General features: G+C 39.8%; 14 protein-coding genes. 13 read left to right on the top strand and 1 reads right to left on the bottom strand.

What is annotated here, in order from left to right; all coding sequences use genetic code 11:
* The first annotated feature begins 113 nt into the window (after positions 1-113).
* The 5 genes from H4J73_RS04680 (at position 114) to H4J73_RS04700 (ending at position 8,530) form a co-directional block, all read left to right on the top strand.
* Positions 114-2,900, top strand: coding sequence for a hypothetical protein (locus tag H4J73_RS04680; RefSeq protein WP_182223394.1), 2,787 nt, complete (start codon positions 114-116; stop codon positions 2,898-2,900).
* Between the two features lie 161 nt (positions 2,901-3,061).
* Positions 3,062-5,770: a TonB-dependent receptor domain-containing protein gene (locus tag H4J73_RS04685; protein WP_182178830.1), complete on the top strand. Its 2,709-nt coding sequence runs from the start codon at positions 3,062-3,064 to the stop codon at positions 5,768-5,770.
* Between the two features lie 294 nt (positions 5,771-6,064).
* Positions 6,065-7,033, top strand: a complete 969-nt coding sequence (locus H4J73_RS04690) for an alpha/beta fold hydrolase (RefSeq protein ID WP_220460019.1) — start codon at positions 6,065-6,067, stop codon at positions 7,031-7,033.
* Positions 7,034-7,189: 156 nt separating this feature from the next.
* On the top strand, positions 7,190-7,816 hold the full coding sequence (locus H4J73_RS04695) for a DUF998 domain-containing protein (protein ID WP_182178833.1): 627 nt from the start codon (positions 7,190-7,192) through the stop codon (positions 7,814-7,816).
* A gap of 72 nt (positions 7,817-7,888) precedes the next feature.
* On the top strand, positions 7,889-8,530 hold the full coding sequence (locus tag H4J73_RS04700) for a DUF998 domain-containing protein (RefSeq protein ID WP_182178835.1): 642 nt from the start codon (positions 7,889-7,891) through the stop codon (positions 8,528-8,530).
* A 72-nt stretch (positions 8,531-8,602) separates the two neighbouring features.
* On the opposite strand, the gene H4J73_RS04705 is transcribed toward H4J73_RS04700, so the two are convergent.
* Positions 8,603-8,965: a DUF3718 domain-containing protein gene (locus H4J73_RS04705; protein WP_182178837.1), complete on the bottom strand. Its 363-nt coding sequence runs from the start codon at positions 8,963-8,965 to the stop codon at positions 8,603-8,605.
* A 237-nt stretch (positions 8,966-9,202) separates the two neighbouring features.
* Here H4J73_RS04705 and H4J73_RS04710 point away from each other — a divergent pair, with 237 nt between their 5' ends.
* The 8 genes from H4J73_RS04710 (at position 9,203) to pntB (ending at position 17,573) form a co-directional block, all read left to right on the top strand.
* The gene (locus tag H4J73_RS04710) at positions 9,203-9,994 is read left to right on the top strand and encodes a DUF3450 domain-containing protein (protein ID WP_182178839.1); all 792 of its coding nucleotides are present in this window, start codon (positions 9,203-9,205) and stop codon (positions 9,992-9,994) included.
* Positions 9,995-10,005: 11 nt separating this feature from the next.
* A complete protein-coding gene (locus H4J73_RS04715) occupies positions 10,006-11,400 on the top strand; it encodes a MotA/TolQ/ExbB proton channel family protein (protein ID WP_182178841.1) in 1,395 nt (464 codons plus the stop codon).
* A gap of 3 nt (positions 11,401-11,403) precedes the next feature.
* A complete protein-coding gene (locus tag H4J73_RS04720; protein WP_182178843.1) occupies positions 11,404-11,934 on the top strand; it encodes a MotA/TolQ/ExbB proton channel family protein in 531 nt (176 codons plus the stop codon).
* Between the two features lie 26 nt (positions 11,935-11,960).
* Positions 11,961-12,374 (top strand): biopolymer transporter ExbD, encoded by a 414-nt coding sequence (locus H4J73_RS04725; protein ID WP_182178845.1) that lies wholly within the window; start codon positions 11,961-11,963, stop codon positions 12,372-12,374.
* Positions 12,375-12,377: 3 nt separating this feature from the next.
* Entirely contained in the window at positions 12,378-13,007 is a 630-nt protein-coding gene (locus tag H4J73_RS04730) for an energy transducer TonB (RefSeq protein WP_259366639.1), read from the top strand.
* A 10-nt stretch (positions 13,008-13,017) separates the two neighbouring features.
* Entirely contained in the window at positions 13,018-14,367 is a 1,350-nt protein-coding gene (locus tag H4J73_RS04735; RefSeq protein WP_182178847.1) for a lipopolysaccharide assembly protein LapB, read from the top strand.
* Positions 14,368-14,622: 255 nt separating this feature from the next.
* The gene (locus H4J73_RS04740) at positions 14,623-16,158 is read left to right on the top strand and encodes a Re/Si-specific NAD(P)(+) transhydrogenase subunit alpha (RefSeq protein WP_182178849.1); all 1,536 of its coding nucleotides are present in this window, start codon (positions 14,623-14,625) and stop codon (positions 16,156-16,158) included.
* 11 nt (positions 16,159-16,169) lie between these two features.
* A complete protein-coding gene (gene pntB, locus H4J73_RS04745) occupies positions 16,170-17,573 on the top strand; it encodes a Re/Si-specific NAD(P)(+) transhydrogenase subunit beta (RefSeq protein ID WP_182178851.1) in 1,404 nt (467 codons plus the stop codon).
* Positions 17,574-17,641: the final 68 nt, after the last annotated feature.

The following is a 17,641-nucleotide window of genomic DNA, read 5'->3' on the forward strand; positions in this document are numbered from 1 at the left end:
ACTTGTGTCATCTTTCTTAAATAAAAACTACATATTACTTCAACATTTCTGTCATTTAACCCCCGTAGGATAGCCGCAACTTTATTCTAATAATTTCTGCGGAGCAGACTAACATGCAAATGAATTCACTCTTTAAAATAAGTACGCTAGCTTGTGCTATTACTTTAGCCGGTTGTGGTGGTGGCGATATTAAACTCTCATCTGAAGTGAATAATTCAGTGGGTGATACGACTATTACTAACCCAACGCCTACCGATCCCGTAGTGACTGAATTACCGGGTAAGTCTAGTTCTGTGTTGGGACAAGATGTTTCAAATGCTTTAGGTTTTGATGTTGCTGTACAAGTACTTGATGGACAAATTAGCAGTGATATGACGTTAGTTGCCAGTGCCGACAGCAAGCCGGTATTTTATGCCATTAGTGGTGCATTAGAAGTGATGGCAGGAACAACGCTAACTGTAGAGCCTGGCGTTGTTCTTTTTGGACAATCAGGTGGTGATTATTTAGTTGTGCACCGCGATGCAAAAATAATGGCAGAAGGCATAAAAACTAAACCTATTATTTTAACTTCATTGCAAGATGTTAAAGGCGAAGAAACAACAGCAGGTCAATGGGGTGGTGTCGTTATTTTAGGTAATGCCCCTTCGAATAAATGTCCTACTGATGGCAGTGCATGTTCTCTTCAAATTGAAGGCGCAGAAGAAGGGGCTGTCTTTGGTGGCACAAACTGGGAAGACAATTCAGGTATTTTAAAATACCTTGTTGTTAAATATGCTGGGTTTGAAATTGCGCCCGACAACGAACTAAATGGTATAACGTTTGGTGGTGTTGGCTCAGGAACAACGGTTGATTATATTCAAGTACATTCAAATGCCGATGACGGCGTAGAATTTTTTGGCGGTGCGGTTAATGTTAAGCATTTAGTGTTAACAGCGAACAAAGATGACAGTATTGATTGGGATAATGGTTATAAAGGTATGCTGCAACATGTTTATGTAGAACATGCTAAAAATGCCGGCGAAGCAAACCGTGGTATTGAAGGTGATAACGATGGATCTTCTCCTGATAAAGAGCCACAGTCAGCGCCAATTATTGCTAATTTAACCATTGTCGGTAATAACTTTGACAGTGCAGATAAAGACTCAGAAGGTATTTACTTACGCGAAGGAACCGCAGCAAAAATATTTAACACGGTTGTAACAGGCACCAGTGAAATGGGTGAATGTTTAGAAATTGAAGGTGGTGCAACGAGCTCTGTAACCGTTAATAATGCTAACAGTGGTAAAATTGTTATGCAAAACAGTGTTATGGCCTGTAATAACAGTGAAAACTTCAAAAATGCTAAAGCGGAAGATGGCAGTGTTTTACTTGACCTTGAAGCATGGTTCAGTCCAGAAACATCTAATAGTATCAGTAGTTCTATTTTAATTAATGAAAACGGTATTCCTGATGCTAACTCGCCACTTGTTGCTGAAAATGCCGGACAAGATGTCGCTAATACACAAAATGCCTTTTTTGACTCCGTTGACTACATTGGCGCGTTTGACAGTGCTAACAACCCGGGTAACGATTGGCGTGAAGGTTGGGCCTTTGGTTACGGTGGTGGTGTAGTAACCGCTCAGGCAGAAACACAAGGTTGTCCTACTGGTACATCGGCAATTTCTTCAGTCAATGGCTCAAACATTACTTGTCAATTAAGCGGTGTTATTGCTAATAACTTAACGTTAACCGCTAATAATGTTTATGCCCTAAACGGCGCTGTTTTTGTTGGTGGCGATAAAATCAACTCAGCAACGTTAACCATTGAAGCGGGTACAACCATTTATGGCCGTTCAGGTAGCGATTACTTAGTGGTGAGTCGTGACTCAGAAATCCAGGCGAATGGTACCGCCTCAAAACCAATCACTTTTACGTCAAGTCAAGATTTGACGGGCGCTGAAACAGGTGCGGGACAATGGGGTGGTATTGTGCTTTTGGGTAATGCGACATCAAATAAATGTCCAACGGATGGCAGTGATTGTGCACTTCAAATTGAAGGTGCTCAAGATGGTGCCGTCTTTGGCGGCACAGACGATGCCGACAGCTCAGGTACATTACGTTATGTCGTGGTTAAGCATGCAGGTTATGAAATAGCACCAGACAACGAATTGAACGGTATCACGTTTGGTGGTGTTGGTTCTGGTACGAAAGTCGAATATATTCAAGTACATGAAAATGCTGATGATGGTATCGAGTTTTTTGGTGGCACCGTTAACCTTAAGTACGTGGTATTAACGTCTAACAAAGATGACAGCGTTGATTGGGATAATGGTTTTCGTGGCAATTTACAATACGTATTAGTTAAGCACGACCCACAAAATGGTGAAGCAAACCGTGGTATCGAAGGTGATAACGACGGTTCAACACCGAACAAGCTACCACAATCAAACCCAAGCATTGCCAACATGACCATTATAGGCAATACATTTGACACAGCCGATAAAGACTCTGAAGGTGTTTATCTTCGAGAAGGCACGAAAGCGCAACTGCATAACTTTGTTGTTACAGGTCCTGCGGGCATGGGCGAATGTCTAGAACTTGAAGCAGGTTTAACTGTAGACCAAGCAAAATCTGGTGGTACGGTAATGAGCAATTCTGTTATAGCTTGTGATGAAGCGTTTAAAGGCACAAAAGACTCTAGCGATACTGCTTTTGACTTAATGAGCTGGTTCATTAACGATAATACTGAAAACAGTACCGCTGCAAATACAAGTGCGGTACTAGAGGGCATTTTCACTATCGATACCACAACACCTAAAGACTTTACCGGTAACAGCTTTTTTGAAAATGCTGACCATGTAGGTGCGGTAACGAAAGCGAAAAACTGGACAGCAGGATGGACAGTAGGTCTTGAAGAATAATTAGACGTTGCAAGGCGAGCACTGTTTATTCCAATAATCAGTGTTCGCATTTTTATACCAGCATAACTAATCAACACTCAATCAACCTACCTGATGCAAGCGATTATCAAAGCAGAAAAAGCGTATCAAAAGCAAGCACAGAGACTCTATCGAGGTTAACGATGAATAAAGAATTAAGGCATAGCGCCAACAAACTAAAAGCAAAAAAAAATAATAATCGTTTTAGTTTAAACTGTTTAGCGCTAGCAATATTAACAAGCTTTTCAGCGACATCAGCAGTAGCAGAGCAAACATCAGCAGAAGATGAGGCTATTGAAGAAGTTGTTGTTAAAGTAAGTCGGTTAAAAGGCACCGCTAGCGCTATTATCGCAGAGCGCCGCAATCAAGCCTTTATTGCTGATATTTTAGGCGCAGAGCAAATTTCACGCACCGGTGACAGTGATGCTGCAGCCGCGTTACGACGTGTTACGGGTGTAACATTAGTCGATGGCAAATTTATCTACGTACGTGGTTTAGGTGAACGCTATTCCAGCACACAATTAAATGGTGCCGCTGTACCTAGCCCAGATCCTACACGAAGTGTTATACCACTTGATTTATTTCCAGCGTCGATTATCGAATCTTTATCGGTACAAAAATCTTATTCACCTTCAATGCCGGCACATTTTGGTGGCGGCAATGTTGATATCCGTTTAAAGAGTATTCCAACAGATTTTCTTTTTAATATGTCGGGTAATGTTGGGGGAAATAGTGAAAACTTTGATGATGGCTACAGCTACAAAGGTGGCAGTGATGACTGGCGTGGCCAAGATGACGGCACTCGCGCAGCACCCAAAACATTACAAAAATTATGGAAAAATTACAGTCCATTAAAAAATCTTAGCCAAGATGAAAACCGTGCAATAGCGGCGCAGCTTAATCGTGATTACGATCCCGTTAAAGAAAATATCGAACCAGATTTTGGCCTTGATATTGCGATCGGTGACAAATTTGAACAGGGTAAATATCGTTGGGGTTATTTAACTTCTTTATCTTATGACAATCAATGGCAAGTAAGTGAATTATACGAAGGTCTAGATTTTCGCAATAACACTGACGATTCATGGAGTTTAGTACGAGGTTTTGACCAAGTTACCTCAACGGAGCATTCGGTGAAATGGTCAGGTCTGTTGAACTTAGGCGTAGAATACGACCGAGATCATCGCCTTGATTATAGTTTAATTGTGCTACGTGATACTGCCAACGAGATAAAAGACAAACTCGGTAATACCAATAACGTGTTACTGAGCGACGGCCTTCGCATTCGAGACAGTGATGTTAGCTACGAAGAGCGTGAGATGATCGCTAACCAGTTTCGTGGCACGCACAACCTGCCATGGCTGTGGAGCATAGGTTTTGATTGGAAATACTCAGACGCTCGTTCAAGTCGCTACGCGCCTGGTAATGTTTCTACGCGCTACATATTGAGTGACGAAAACGAAGATGGTGTGTTTGATCTTGCTAACGAAAGTAGTTTACGTAAGGCTTCAACTGCTACTCGTTATTCCTTTCAGGACTTGGAAGATAAAGTAGCAAACAGCGGTTTTAATCTGTCTTTGCCCGTGACATTTTCGCAATCAGAAGTAGAGCTTAAATTCGGTGGCGACTTTATTGAGAAAACTCGCGACGCTTTTTCGAGACGTATCGATGTAAATACCTTAGCCTTTAAGGAACTTAGTCTTAGTGGTAATAAAATGAATGATATTTTAACTGACGATATTATTCTTAATCATCCATTACAAGGCAGTGAAACGATTATTCGAGACACCTCTGTAATGGGCGATGACTATTATTCAGCACAAATGACTGATGCTTATTACTTTGAGGCTGATTGGTTTATTGACAATACTTGGCGTATCAGTGGTGGTTTTCGCTGGGAAGATTACCGTCAGGTTGTTGCTCCTTTAGACCCTGCAACGGGACGCTTTGATTTACCGTCTGAACCAACAGAAGCTGATTTAAAGAAACTATCCTTTAAAGAAGATGATATCTATTCGGCGTTAGCGCTTACTTACATGATGAGTGATGAGGTTCAGTTTCGCTTGTCTTATGGTGAAACCACGATACGCCCAGATATTCGCGAAGTTGCTCCATCAACCTACCTTGACCCGTTAACCGGGTATCCTATTCGAGGGACTGCGAGGATAGAAACAACCGATATTAAAAACTACGATCTACGTTGGGAGTGGTACTTAAATACGGGAGAAAACTTATCCGTTGGTTTGTTCTACAAAGAGATGATAAATCCTATTGAATCAGTTCAATCACCAGGCCAAGATGGTCCGCCTCTTATTGTTATTGCAAATGCTGATGATGGTGAAGTTTATGGTGTTGAAGTAGAGTTCATGAAAGATTTTGCCTTTTTGGGTGATTTTGCTGGCATGAACGGCAACGATTTTTTCTTGTCGGGTAACGTGACCTTAAGTGACTCTGAAATAAATATCAACACGCAACGGGTTGTTGAACAAACTGGAGTTTCTGCAGCCATTACTAACCCCACACGCAGAATGACAGGTCATTCTGAATATGTGGTAAACATAAACTTAGGTTACGATGCACCCAACGGTAATCATTCAGTGACAGTGGCCTACAATGTCTTTGGTGAACGTATTATTATTCCAGGTATAGAAGGGCAAGACGACAAGTATGAACAACCTTTTCATTCACTTGACATGGTATATACCTACTATCCTACCTATTCAACAACGTTAAAATTCAAAGTACAAAACCTACTGGATGAAAGTAAAGAAATAGAGTTTTCTGACACTTTATTTCGTAGTGAAACGAAAGGCATTGCGTTTGATATTTCATTTAAATGGGATTTCGATTAGTTAACATCCGTTGTTAATGAATAAAAAATGGCTATTAAGGTAATTTGATAGCCATTTTTATTGTTAGACAATAATTTTTTTGATCGTGTAAATATCTGCTCGTCTCCTTAAGTATTACTGAAATCACAATGTAAAATATTGATATTATTTATATTAACAATATAAGCATGAAATATATATGCTTACAATATAGTCATTACAGGCAAGTACCCACCGTATATGATTAGCTCATCAATGGTTTATCGAGAATCACTCGCCAGTTATTAATCAGGCTTTTTCATTAAGGAAGATAAATTGAAAAAAGTTGTAGAGCGAATCAGTACGAGTAGAAGAAGACTTCTAAAAAAAGCGACAGCGCTTGCTACTTTAGCGGTATCAAGCACTATGGTCAGCAATCGTGTTCAAGCAAGCGCACAAGAGAGTTGTGAACGTTCAGATACCAAAGATTTAAGTTACTTACCAAGCCCTAAACAAGTCCAAGCTACTGAAGGTGTATTGCCCTTATCTGGTGGCGCAGGACTTTACTATTGGGACACTGGCGGGGAAGGCCCTGCAGTAGTATTGTCTCATCCCGGTAGAGGAAGTGCGTTAACGTGGCCTTATCAGCAACCTGTTCTTTCTGCTGCGGGCTTTAGAGTTATTGCATACTCTCGACGTGGTTATTATGGTTCCCCAGCCGGTTTAGCCGCTGATACAGGTAACTATGCTGATGACCTTAATGCGTTAATTACTCATCTAAATATCGACAAATTTCATATTCTTGGTCTCGCCGCAGGCGGTTTTGCTGTTTCGGATTATGCGGTGTCATATCCTGAAAAACTGCTTAGCATGGTTATCGTTTGTAGCCTTTTTGGCTTATGGGACAAAAATATTGACGAACGTTTGGATTTTATTCTCCCTAAGAGCTTTGCGGGTTTACCGCCTGAATTTAAAGAACTGGGTGCTTCATATCGTTGGGCAAACCCTGAAGGTGTTCGTCAGTGGATTGATATGGAAGAAAAGTCGAGGGGGAATGGCGAAAGGCATGGTCAGCAAGCTAAAAGTAATATTACGTGGGAGAAAATGAGAGCGGGTAATATTCCTACTTTTTTTATTGCAGGTGGAGCTGACTTATATCAACCCCCTTCAATGATGAGGGCTGCAGCACGCGAAATACCTAACAGCCAGACTCTGGTGGTTGCAGAAGCGGGGCATGCTGTGCAGTGGGAACAACCAGCATTATTTAATCAGGCCGTTATCGCTTTTTTTAGAAAACACCAATAAATTTCAAATGGTTAGCGTGATTTTAGCCAAGACTTGATTTTTTCATCACTATAATATTTACCACCTTCTTTAATTTATTGATTTAAAAGTGGTATTTTTATGGCTTGATTTGTGCTCTCATAAAACAATTATTTTAAAATAAGGATGTTATAAATAATGTATGGCGTTAATAAGAAAAATTTACTGTTAACTTTGCCGATATTGAGTCTTTTATGGTTTACAGCAACGATCGTTATAGGTGGTCTGTTTTATCCTGGCTATAGCCATACCTCGCAGTTTATTAGTGAACTAGGCGCAACAGGCTCGCCGCACGGAAATTATGTTAATTATATAGGGTTCATGCCAACAGAGTTGTTCATGCTTGCTTTTGTATTGATATGCTTTTCTGTTATTCCTAAGACAAAGGTTAATTTTAGCGGATTGTGCTTTATTGGACTTTATGGGGGTACGCTCAGTGTTGCCGCTTTTTTCCCTTGCGATTTTGAATGCCGCCCTACAACACCATCACTGTCACATAATATTCATATGCTATCTGCGTTCCCGGGTTATTTATCTGGAATAGTATCCATGTTTGTTATTTCATCAGGTTCATCATTTTGGGCTAAATCTAAAACGTTTAAAATATTTAGCTATGGTATCGGTTTTTTATGTATCTATGCATTGTTGAATTTAGATCCTAAATTAGCTTTTGTTGGTAGTGTTCAGCGTAGCTTGGATCTCATGATATATTTGTGGTTTATCTATTTTGCTTATCATTTGAGAAAGTTCTTGTCTGAAAAATAACGCTATAGAGAACCGTTTACATTTTTACTTTATATCTAAATAAAAGTTGAGCGTTTATTATTTGCGTCCTTAATGGCACATAGCTATTTTACTGCAGTATGGAGAGAAACCATCAATAAACGTTGGCTTGTTATCGCTGTTATTATCAGTTATTTAATGATGTTATTTGGCGGTGCTGCACTCAAACCTGACTATTCTCACATTAGCCAATTTATTAGTGAACTTAATGCAACAGGTACTCCCTATGCAGGAATAGTCAGTTGGCTTGGCTTCTTTTTATTTGGTGTTCTAGCAAGCCTTTTACTTTTTGTTACTGCCGATAAAGCACCTGTTCGCGGCATTAGTCGCATAGGATACTGGTTACTTATTGCCGAGCCTATTGCTTACATGGGCTCAGCATTTTCTCCATGCGATTTTGGCTGCCCTGTTGATGGAGGTATGAGTCAATTGATGCACAATGCCCTTGCCGTGGCTACCTTCATATCAACATCACTTGGATTGTTCTTGCTTTCATTCACACCAAAAATCTCTGTTTTACAGCGAGTTTTTTGGGTGGTTTTGTCTTGTTTATGGCAAGTTTTATTTGTGTTGATGCTCGATGAAGCGATGCTAGAGATCCGTGGCCTGTTACAACGTATTGGGGAATGTGTTGTTTATAGCGTACTTTGTATTAGCGCTTGGCGACTATTAAGCGCTAATAAAGATTTATCCTAAGTCGATAACGCTAATTTAGGCTTTAAGGTACACGAATTTTAGTGGTTCTTTATGGCTTATAGTGAGTATTATTTAGCCTGATCTTTCTTTAGCTAAGGCACCTAATGTTGGCGAGGTGAGTATTAATTCATCAGCTAATTCACCTAATACTTTTTTTGGCAATTTTTTAATAATCATTTCACCAACATTATTAGCGTTGCTTGCTGCAGCAAAAAATAATATATTTTTACCGTTACAGGTTATATCATCAAAAATAGAGCGTATTTTAATACGTTGTGTTTTTAATAAAGAGCGGAATCGCCTCTTGTCGTCAGCGGCAACAAACTCACAAATGTTTTGAGCAACATTATAGGCCATTGCCTTAGGTGAGTATGATTGTGTTATTAAGAGTAATATTATTATTGAGGTTATACCTGCTGCGTTATATCTCATCATTCATTTATTCCTCAAAATTTGTCATTCACTAATTTTATTTTCTTCTAATAAGTGTAGTCGCTAATTTTTTAATTTCATTTTTATCCATTTTTATTTTCAATAACACTCTTCATTTAATAAATCGGCAATATTACTGAAACTTAATCGTCACATTTAGCCATTAACATAATCGACATTAATTTTAGGGGTAATCAAATAAAAACTGATTAACTCAAACAAAGGTAAAAAGGTTTTACTATGAAACTTTCAAAAATTGCACAAGCTTGTTTAATACTCAGTTTAAGCACAACCAGCTTAATTAGCCATGCAACCCCCTCTGCAGAAAGTAACGACAAACAACTGAGTCAAGTTGTTGATGCGGGAACACAAATCAACCAATCAGCAAGTCAATCTCAACAGCGTGTTAATACCATTAACGAGCAAATACAAACAAAGTTGCAACAATTTAAAACCATTAACAAGGAAATTGACGGCTTAACCGTTTATAACCAACAAATGAATACGCAAGTGGCAAACCAATTAAAAGAGCTTGACCAAATTGCGGTATCGATGGAACAAGTCAGCATCATAGAGCGCCAAATTTCACCGTTAATGGCCCGTATGATTGAAACACTCGAAAACTTTGTTGCTTTAGATGTGCAGTTTTTAACGACTGAGCGTAATCAACGTATCACCGACTTAAAAAGCATGATGGAACGTGCCGACGTTGCTATTTCAGAGAAGTTTCGCCGGGTACTAGAAGCTTATCAAGTTGAAGTTGATTACGGACGAACTATTGAAGCATACACGGGGTTAATTGATATAGAGGGTAGTGAACAAAATGTTGATTTCCTCAGAATTGGTCGGGTGAGTTTAGTGTATCAAACACGTGATGGAAAAAAATTAGGCTTATGGGATAATGCATCAAAGTCATGGAAACCCCTTTCAGCTCAATACCGTTTAGATATTAATAAAGGTTTACGCATCGCTCGTAAACAACTTGCCCCAGACTTAATTATTGTACCTGTTGTACAAAACTCGGCTGAATAAGGAATATCGCTATGAAAAAATTAACAACATTACTCTCGGCAATTACGTTGTCAGTGGTCTCTGTATTCAGTAGCCAAGTTATCGCTCAACAAGCAACAAACTTAGATGATTTATTGTCACAACTAGCGCAAGGTAAAATCGCGCAAAGTAAGCAGAATCAAAGTCGTGAAGCTGAATTTAATGCAAAGAAGAGCCAACAAATTCAATTATTGAATCAAGCCAGTCAGCAGCGTGACCAAGGCATTAATTTAAGTACTCAGCTCGAGAAGAGCTTTCAAGACAATGATGTAAAGCTTGGTGATAATACCGATGCGCTTAATAAACGTATGGGTGAATTAAAAGAGTTGTTTGGTGTTTTACAACAAGTTGCTGGCGATACGCGCAGTAAATTTCAAACGTCGGTTGTTTCAGCTCAAATTGCTGGACGTGGTGAGTTTTTAGATGAATTTGCACAAAGTATGGGCTCTTCTTCTAAGTTAGCTTCTATCGAAGAAATTGAACGTTTGTGGTTTGAATTACAACGAGAGATGACGCAAAGCGGCAAGGTACATAAATTTAGCCGCGAAATTGTTTTAGCGAATGGTCAAAAAAGCCAAGCTGATGTCGTTAGAGTCGGTGGTTTTAACTTGGTTTCACAAGGACAGTACCTTGAGTATATTGATGAAACAGGTGCTGTTGCTCAATTAAAGAGGCAACCCTCAAGCCGTTACTTATCAAGTGCTGATGAACTAACGTCAAGCACTGGCGACGTTGTTCCTTTTGCTTTAGACCCAACGGGTGGTTCAATTTTAGGATTATTAGTCCAGGCACCTGATATACAAGAACGTGTTGAGCAAGGTGGAGCCGTTGGCTACGTTATATTAGCGATTGGCCTTATTGGTTTACTGATCGCAATTGAACGTTTTATTACCCTTTTCTTTATTGGTGGTAAAGTTAGCCGTCAATTAAAAACGAATACCGCATCAAATGATAATCCGCTAGGTCGTGTGATGTTAGTTCAAGATAAAAACCCGAATGACAATGTTGAAACGTTAGAGTTAAAGCTCTCTGAAAGCATTCTAAAAGAAGTACCGGTATTAACAACAAGGCTTACTTTTATCAAAATAATTTCAGTTGTGGCGCCTTTAATTGGTTTATTAGGTACGGTTACCGGCATGATTAATACCTTCCAAGCGATTACGCTCTTTGGTACTGGTGACCCTAAATTAATGGCGGGTGGTATTTCTCAAGCTTTAGTTACCACCGTACTTGGTTTAGTTGTTGCGATACCTATGGTCTTTATTTCAACTTTACTTAATACGCGAAGCCGCGGCATTATTAATATTTTACAACAGCAAAGCGCTGGGATTTTAGCTGAACGCTCAGAAGGCTCAGCTAAAACAGCAACACCAGAGCAAGGAGCATAAATAATGATCCTCTTCATCGAAATGATGAATCGTATCCAAGCGTTCTTGGATACGGGGGGGCTTGTGCTAAGTGTTATTGCAGCTGTTATCTGTTTAATGTGGTTACTTATTTTTGAACGATTATTTTTCTATTTACACAGTTACAAAGCAGTGAAAAAAAATATCATTGGAAGTTGGTTTAAACGTACAGAAAGACATTCATGGAATGCTGAGCACATAAGAATCGCGCATGTTTCAAGAGCCACCGAAATGCTGAAAACGAATGTAACGTTAATTCAATGTTTAGTTGTACTGTGCCCGCTGCTTGGTTTAATGGGAACAGTAACAGGCATGATTGAAGTGTTCGACGTTATGGCTATTTCAGGTAGTGGTAATGCGCGTTCAATGGCTTCAGGTGTTTCACGCGCTACTATCCCAACAATGGCAGGCATGGTTGGTTCATTATCTGGGGTATTTATGGTGACTTGGTTGCAGCGTAAAACAAAACGTAGAACTGAGCAAATGCAAGATAGCCTTCCCATGGCTCACCAATAATTAGCACTTAAATAAGGAGAAGCGCTATGCGTTCTCAATTATCAAATATTTTACAAGAACAAGAAGAAGCCGAAGAAATTAACATGACACCGATGTTAGATGTTGTTTTCATCTTATTGATATTCTTTATCGTTACCGCCTCGTTTGTTAAAGAAGCCGGTATTGAAGTGAATCGCCCTGAAGCGGCTACGGCAGTAAAAAAAGAGCGTGCCAATATTTTAGTGGCGATTAGTGAAAAAGGTGAGATTTGGATTAACAAGCGCCGTATTGATATTCGAGCAGTTCAGGCGAATATAGAACGATTAAAGGCCGAAAACCCACAGGGTACTGTGGTTATTCAAGCGGATCAAAAGTCGACAACTGACACGTTAATCAAAGTCATGGACGCTGCTCGTTCTGCAGGCGTTTATGACGTTTCAATTGCTGCACAAGAGGGGTAGGTCATGGCAACCGTGATGAACACGCCAGCCCGTTATAGCATAGGTTTATTGCTTGCTGTTGTAATGACCTTTTTATTGTTATGGGGTATGCAAGCACTGATTTCGGGGGGAAATAACGCCTTAACAGAAGCACCTCGCGGTAATGTGCTTGACTTTATTCGTCTAAAAAAAGAGCCACAATTAACGACAAAGGAAAGAAAACCACAAAAGCCACCTGCGCCTAAAGCACCACCACCGCAGATGCAGCAACCACAAATGCAACAAGCCAACCCTAATGCCTTAAGTACAAGCTCTGGGTTTGGTGCTGACATTCAAACGGATCTAAGTTTAGCGGGCGGTTTAAGTTTAAGTGGCGGTGATGGCGACTATTTACCCATTGTAAAAGTCGCCCCTATATATCCACGTCGCGCGCAATCTCGTGGTATTGAAGGTTATGTTATTGTCGAATTTATAGTGACCAAGAATGGCTCTGTACGTGACGCTGTAGTGGTAGAAGCTAAACCAGAAAATATTTTTAACCAAGCTGCAATGGCTGCCGCATTAAAATTTAAGTATAAACCACGTGTGGTTGATGGTGTCGCCATGGAAGTTGCTGGCGTACAGAACAAAATTTCTTTCCAAATAGAAGGTTAAGGAGTCTGTAATGACTAAAATGACAACTTTAAAAAGAAAAGCGTTATCGTGCCTTTCAATAGCATTACTCTTTAGTGCCCCAGTAGTACTTAGCGAAAATATCGGTGGTAATATTGCTCAAGCCCAAGATCAAGTTAAAGCACAAGGCGAGTCAGCTAAAAAATCCACGTCAGTGAAAGTACCCGCAATGCGCAATCGTGTTTACACACAACTTGCTCGAGCACAAAAACTGGCTGATGAAGGTAATGGTCTCGAAGGGTTTGATGTACTTGACGAAGTACAAGAGCGTATTGGAAGTTTAAACAGCTATGAGCGAGCAATGCTGTGGAATTTCTATGGCTTTATGTACTACGGTAATGACGATGTGGCTTCAGCCATTGATAGTTTTGAAAAAGTTATCAAAGAACAAGCGATCCCTGAATCATTAAGGCTATCAACACTTTACTCGTTAGCGCAATTATCAATGCAAATGCAAAACTTTCCACAGTCTTTGATGTTTTTAGGATTATGGCAAGCAAGTAACCCGAAAGAAATGACCGATACTCAACAGGTATTATTTGCGCAGGTTTATTACCAAAACAAACAATATCAGCAGTCGCTCAACTATGTTTCAAAGGCGGTTGCACAGAGCTTCGCGGCCGATGAAATACCCAAAGAAAACTGGTTAGTCTTGCAACGTGCGAATTACTTTGAATTAAAGCAACCAATTGAAGTTACGCGTGTTATTGAAAACTTGGTTCGTTATTACAACAAGCCTAAATATTGGTTACAGCTTTCAGCCATGTACGGTGAAATAGGTGAGGAAGGTAAGCAACTTGCGGTGATGGAAAGTGCGTGGCAAGCTGGTTATGTGACTCAACCAACCGACATTATTACCCTCGTACAGCTTTATCGTTATCATCAGGTCCCCATTAAAGCGGCGAACTTACTCGCTGAAGCAATAGACAGTGGTAAAGTGATTGCTGAGGAAAAGTATTTAGATATGCTTGCCAAGGCATATATTGCTGCAAAAGATGATGAGAAATCTATTCCAGTGTTAATAAACGCTGCTAAAATTTCCGATACTGGTAAATTTGATGCCCATTTAGCCCAGGCCTATTTAAATTTAGAAAAATGGCAACTTGCTATAAAATCAGCGGATAAAGCACTTAACCGTGGCGGATTAGATTCAGAGACTAACTTAGGTAATATGTACTTAGTCAAAGGGATGGCAGCATTTAACTTACAACAATTTGAACAATCTTTATCTGCCTTTGAACAAGGAAAAAAAGTTAAAAGTTCGGCTAAAACCGCTAAACAGTGGTTTAAGTATGTAGAAAAAGAGCAAGCAGCAAAGCAAAAGTTAGCAATGCTAAACTAGTTTATCATTAGGTTTAGCTATACTCCATTGACACCATAGAGCCCCTCACAGATGAAAGTTATCTCGCAGTGAGGGGCTCTATATTTATTATAAAAATAACCATTATTATTTTTAGGTGTATGAAATTCATTCAATTGATGGTAAAACATTAGTCATAATAAATATATTATAAAATCCATAAGAAAAATAATATGTTGCAGCTTTACCTTAATTTACGTTGAAGTTTAAGTTGTGATCTTTTAAAAAAGGTGGCTTATGAATATTGGAATACCTAAGGAAACGTTAACGGGGGAAAACCGAGTAGCAGCATCGCCAAGCTCGGTAGTTGCTCTACTCAAACTTGGTTTTACTGTTTATGTACAAAAGGGGGCAGGAACAAAAGCAAGTTTTACTGATGAAGAATTTGCCGATGCAGAAGCTTCTTTAGTCACGAAAAAAATATGTTGGCAGTCAGATATTATTTTTAAAGTGAATGCTCCATCACTTGACGAAGTTGCGCAAATGAAAGATGGCGCACATTTAGTCAGCTTTATTGCCCCAGCACAAAGTCCTGAATTACTTGAAGCTTTACGGGAAAAATCAATCACCACTTTTGCTATGGAAATGGTGCCACGTATGACGCGTTCTCAGTCAATGGACGCCCTTAGCTCAATGGCTAATATTGCTGGTTACCGTGCTGTTATAGAAGCCACTCATCTTTTTGGTCGTTTTCTTACCGGGCAAATTACGGCTGCGGGTAAAATGCCTCCTGCCAAAGTGATGATTATTGGTGCGGGGGTTGCTGGTCTTGCGGCTATTGGCACTGCTGGAAGTTTAGGCGCTGTGGTTCGCGCTTTTGATACACGCCCTGAAGTAAAAGAACAAATTGAAAGTATGGGGGCAGAGTTTCTTGAATTAGATTACGAGGAACCGGAAGATACTGGCTCTGGCGATGGTTACGCAAAAGAAATGAGTAAAGCATTTATCGATGCTGAAATGGCACTTTTTGCTGAACAAGCCAAAGATGTTGATATTATTATTACTACTGCGATGATTCCAGGAAAACCTGCACCCAAATTAATTACAGAAGCTATGGTGCATTCAATGAAACCTGGCTCAATTATTGTCGATCTAGCAGCAGCGGGCGGTGGTAATTGTGCGTTAACGGTGCCGGGTAAAGTCGCTAATGTTAATGGTGTTAAGATTGTTGGTTATACTGATTTAGTGTCACGTTTACCGAATCAATCATCACAGCTTTATTCAAACAATTTGGTTAACTTAACTAAATTAGTTTGTCCAAATAAAGACGGCACCATTACGGTTGATTTTGATGATCAAGTTGTTCGCAACATGATTGTAGTCAAAAATGATGAAATTACCTTTCCACCTCCACCAATACAAGTCAGTGCTGCACCTGTTAAGCCTGCACCAATAAAAATCGAAGCCGTTGTTGAGGAAGTTCAACCAGCCTCACAAACTAAGAAGCATGTTTTTATGGGCTTGGGCGCTATATTATTTGCCTGGGTGGCCAGTGTTGCCCCTGCTGATTTCCTCTCTCATTTTACTGTTTTTGTACTTGCCTGTGTTATTGGTTACAACGTGGTATGGAATGTCAGTCATTCGCTGCATACGCCTTTAATGAGTGTAACCAATGCTATTTCTGGCATTATTATTGTTGGCGCTTTGTTGCAAATAGGGCAAGACAATATCTTAATACAAATACTGGCGGGAATTGCGGTGCTCATTGCCACAATAAATATTGTTGGTGGCTTTGTGGTGACCAAACGTATGTTAAAAATGTTTAGAAGATAAGGGGCGCATTGATGGAATTTTCTCAAGGGTTAATTAGCGCAGCTTATATTGTTGCCGCATTATTATTTATTTTTAGTTTGTCGGGGTTAAGTAAGCAAGAAACGGCTGAAACCGGCAATTGGTATGGCATCAGCGGTATGGCGGTGGCGTTAATTGCAACTATAGCTGATCCGCGTGTCGATAATGTTTTAGTGATATTTATTGCTATGTCAGTGGGCGCATTTATTGGTTTACATTTAGCTAAAAAAGTTGAAATGACACAAATGCCAGAGCTGGTTGCTATTTTACATAGCTTTGTTGGTTTAGCTGCTGTTTTAGTTGGCTATAACAGTTATTTTGAAATGGATCATTCATTAGCGTATAACCTAACCGACACCCAACAAATGGCGACCAACATCCATTTAGTTGAAGTATTCTTAGGTGTTTTTATTGGCGCGGTAACCTTTACGGGGTCAATTGTCGCTTTTGCTAAATTACGCGGTGTTATTAGCTCTTCAGCACTGATGTTGCCACATCGTCATAAGTTAAATTTAATAGCAGGTATTGTTACTTTAGTTTTACTTATTAGCTTTGTTCAAAGTGATGGCGCTATTAATCCACTATACATGATGACCTTTATTGCACTTGTCTTTGGTTGGCATTTAGTTGCTTCAATTGGCGGTGCTGATATGCCTGTTGTTGTCTCTATGCTCAATTCTTATTCTGGCTGGGCAGCCGCAGCCGCAGGTTTTATGCTTAACAACGATTTGTTAATTGTAACCGGCGCTTTGGTGGGGTCATCAGGGGCAATACTGTCATACATTATGTGTAAGGCGATGAATCGTTCTTTTATTAGTGTTATTGCCGGAGGTTTTGGTACCGATGTTGTTATCGATAACGATACTGATTATGGCGATCACATTGAAATAAATGCCGAGGCTGTGGCTGATATGTTATGTGGAGCTAAATCCGTTATTATTACGCCAGGTTATGGTATGGCTGTAGCGCAAGCGCAATATCCTGTTTATGAAATGACTCAAGCGTTAAAAGCGAAAGGGATAGATGTGCGTTTTGCTATTCATCCGGTGGCAGGGCGCTTGCCTGGGCATATGAATGTTTTATTAGCAGAAGCAAAAGTCCCCTATGATATTGTTTTTAGCATGGATGAAATTAACGATGACTTCCCTACAACTGATGTGGTTTTAGTGATTGGCGCAAATGACACGGTAAATCCAGCGGCTGCAGAAGATCCAACCAGCCCTATTGCTGGTATGCCGGTGCTAGAAGTATGGAATGCCAAACAAGTGATTGTCTTTAAACGTTCAATGAGTACCGGTTATGCTGGGGTTCAAAACCCATTATTCTTTAAAGAAAATACTCAGATGTTATTTGGTGACGCAAAAGACTCTGTAAGTGAGATACTTAAGTGTATTTGATGTATTTTTTTTGTTGTATGGAGATAAATTAAGTTACTAAATTAGGTATAAAAAAGCCAACTTAATTG

It is taken from the genome of Colwellia sp. MB3u-41 (genome assembly GCF_014076845.1).
In the GTDB taxonomy this organism is placed as follows: Bacteria; Pseudomonadota; Gammaproteobacteria; order Enterobacterales; family Alteromonadaceae; genus Colwellia_A.

Excerpts from the sequence above, each read along its gene's own strand:
- H4J73_RS04680 (WP_182223394.1), top strand. The coding sequence starts at position 114 with ATGCAAATGAATTCACTCTTTAAAATAAGTACGCTAGCTTGTGCTATT.
- H4J73_RS04685 (WP_182178830.1), top strand. The coding sequence starts at position 3,062 with ATGAATAAAGAATTAAGGCATAGCGCCAACAAACTAAAAGCAAAAAAA.
- H4J73_RS04695 (WP_182178833.1), top strand. The coding sequence starts at position 7,190 with ATGTATGGCGTTAATAAGAAAAATTTACTGTTAACTTTGCCGATATTG.
- H4J73_RS04700 (WP_182178835.1), top strand. The coding sequence starts at position 7,889 with ATGGCACATAGCTATTTTACTGCAGTATGGAGAGAAACCATCAATAAA.
- H4J73_RS04705 (WP_182178837.1), bottom strand. The coding sequence starts at position 8,965 with ATGATGAGATATAACGCAGCAGGTATAACCTCAATAATAATATTACTC.
- H4J73_RS04710 (WP_182178839.1), top strand. The coding sequence starts at position 9,203 with ATGAAACTTTCAAAAATTGCACAAGCTTGTTTAATACTCAGTTTAAGC.
- H4J73_RS04715 (WP_182178841.1), top strand. The coding sequence starts at position 10,006 with ATGAAAAAATTAACAACATTACTCTCGGCAATTACGTTGTCAGTGGTC.
- H4J73_RS04720 (WP_182178843.1), top strand. The coding sequence starts at position 11,404 with ATGATCCTCTTCATCGAAATGATGAATCGTATCCAAGCGTTCTTGGAT.
- H4J73_RS04725 (WP_182178845.1), top strand. The coding sequence starts at position 11,961 with ATGCGTTCTCAATTATCAAATATTTTACAAGAACAAGAAGAAGCCGAA.
- H4J73_RS04730 (WP_259366639.1), top strand. The coding sequence starts at position 12,378 with ATGGCAACCGTGATGAACACGCCAGCCCGTTATAGCATAGGTTTATTG.
- H4J73_RS04735 (WP_182178847.1), top strand. The coding sequence starts at position 13,018 with ATGACTAAAATGACAACTTTAAAAAGAAAAGCGTTATCGTGCCTTTCA.
- H4J73_RS04740 (WP_182178849.1), top strand. The coding sequence starts at position 14,623 with ATGAATATTGGAATACCTAAGGAAACGTTAACGGGGGAAAACCGAGTA.
- pntB (WP_182178851.1), top strand. The coding sequence starts at position 16,170 with ATGGAATTTTCTCAAGGGTTAATTAGCGCAGCTTATATTGTTGCCGCA.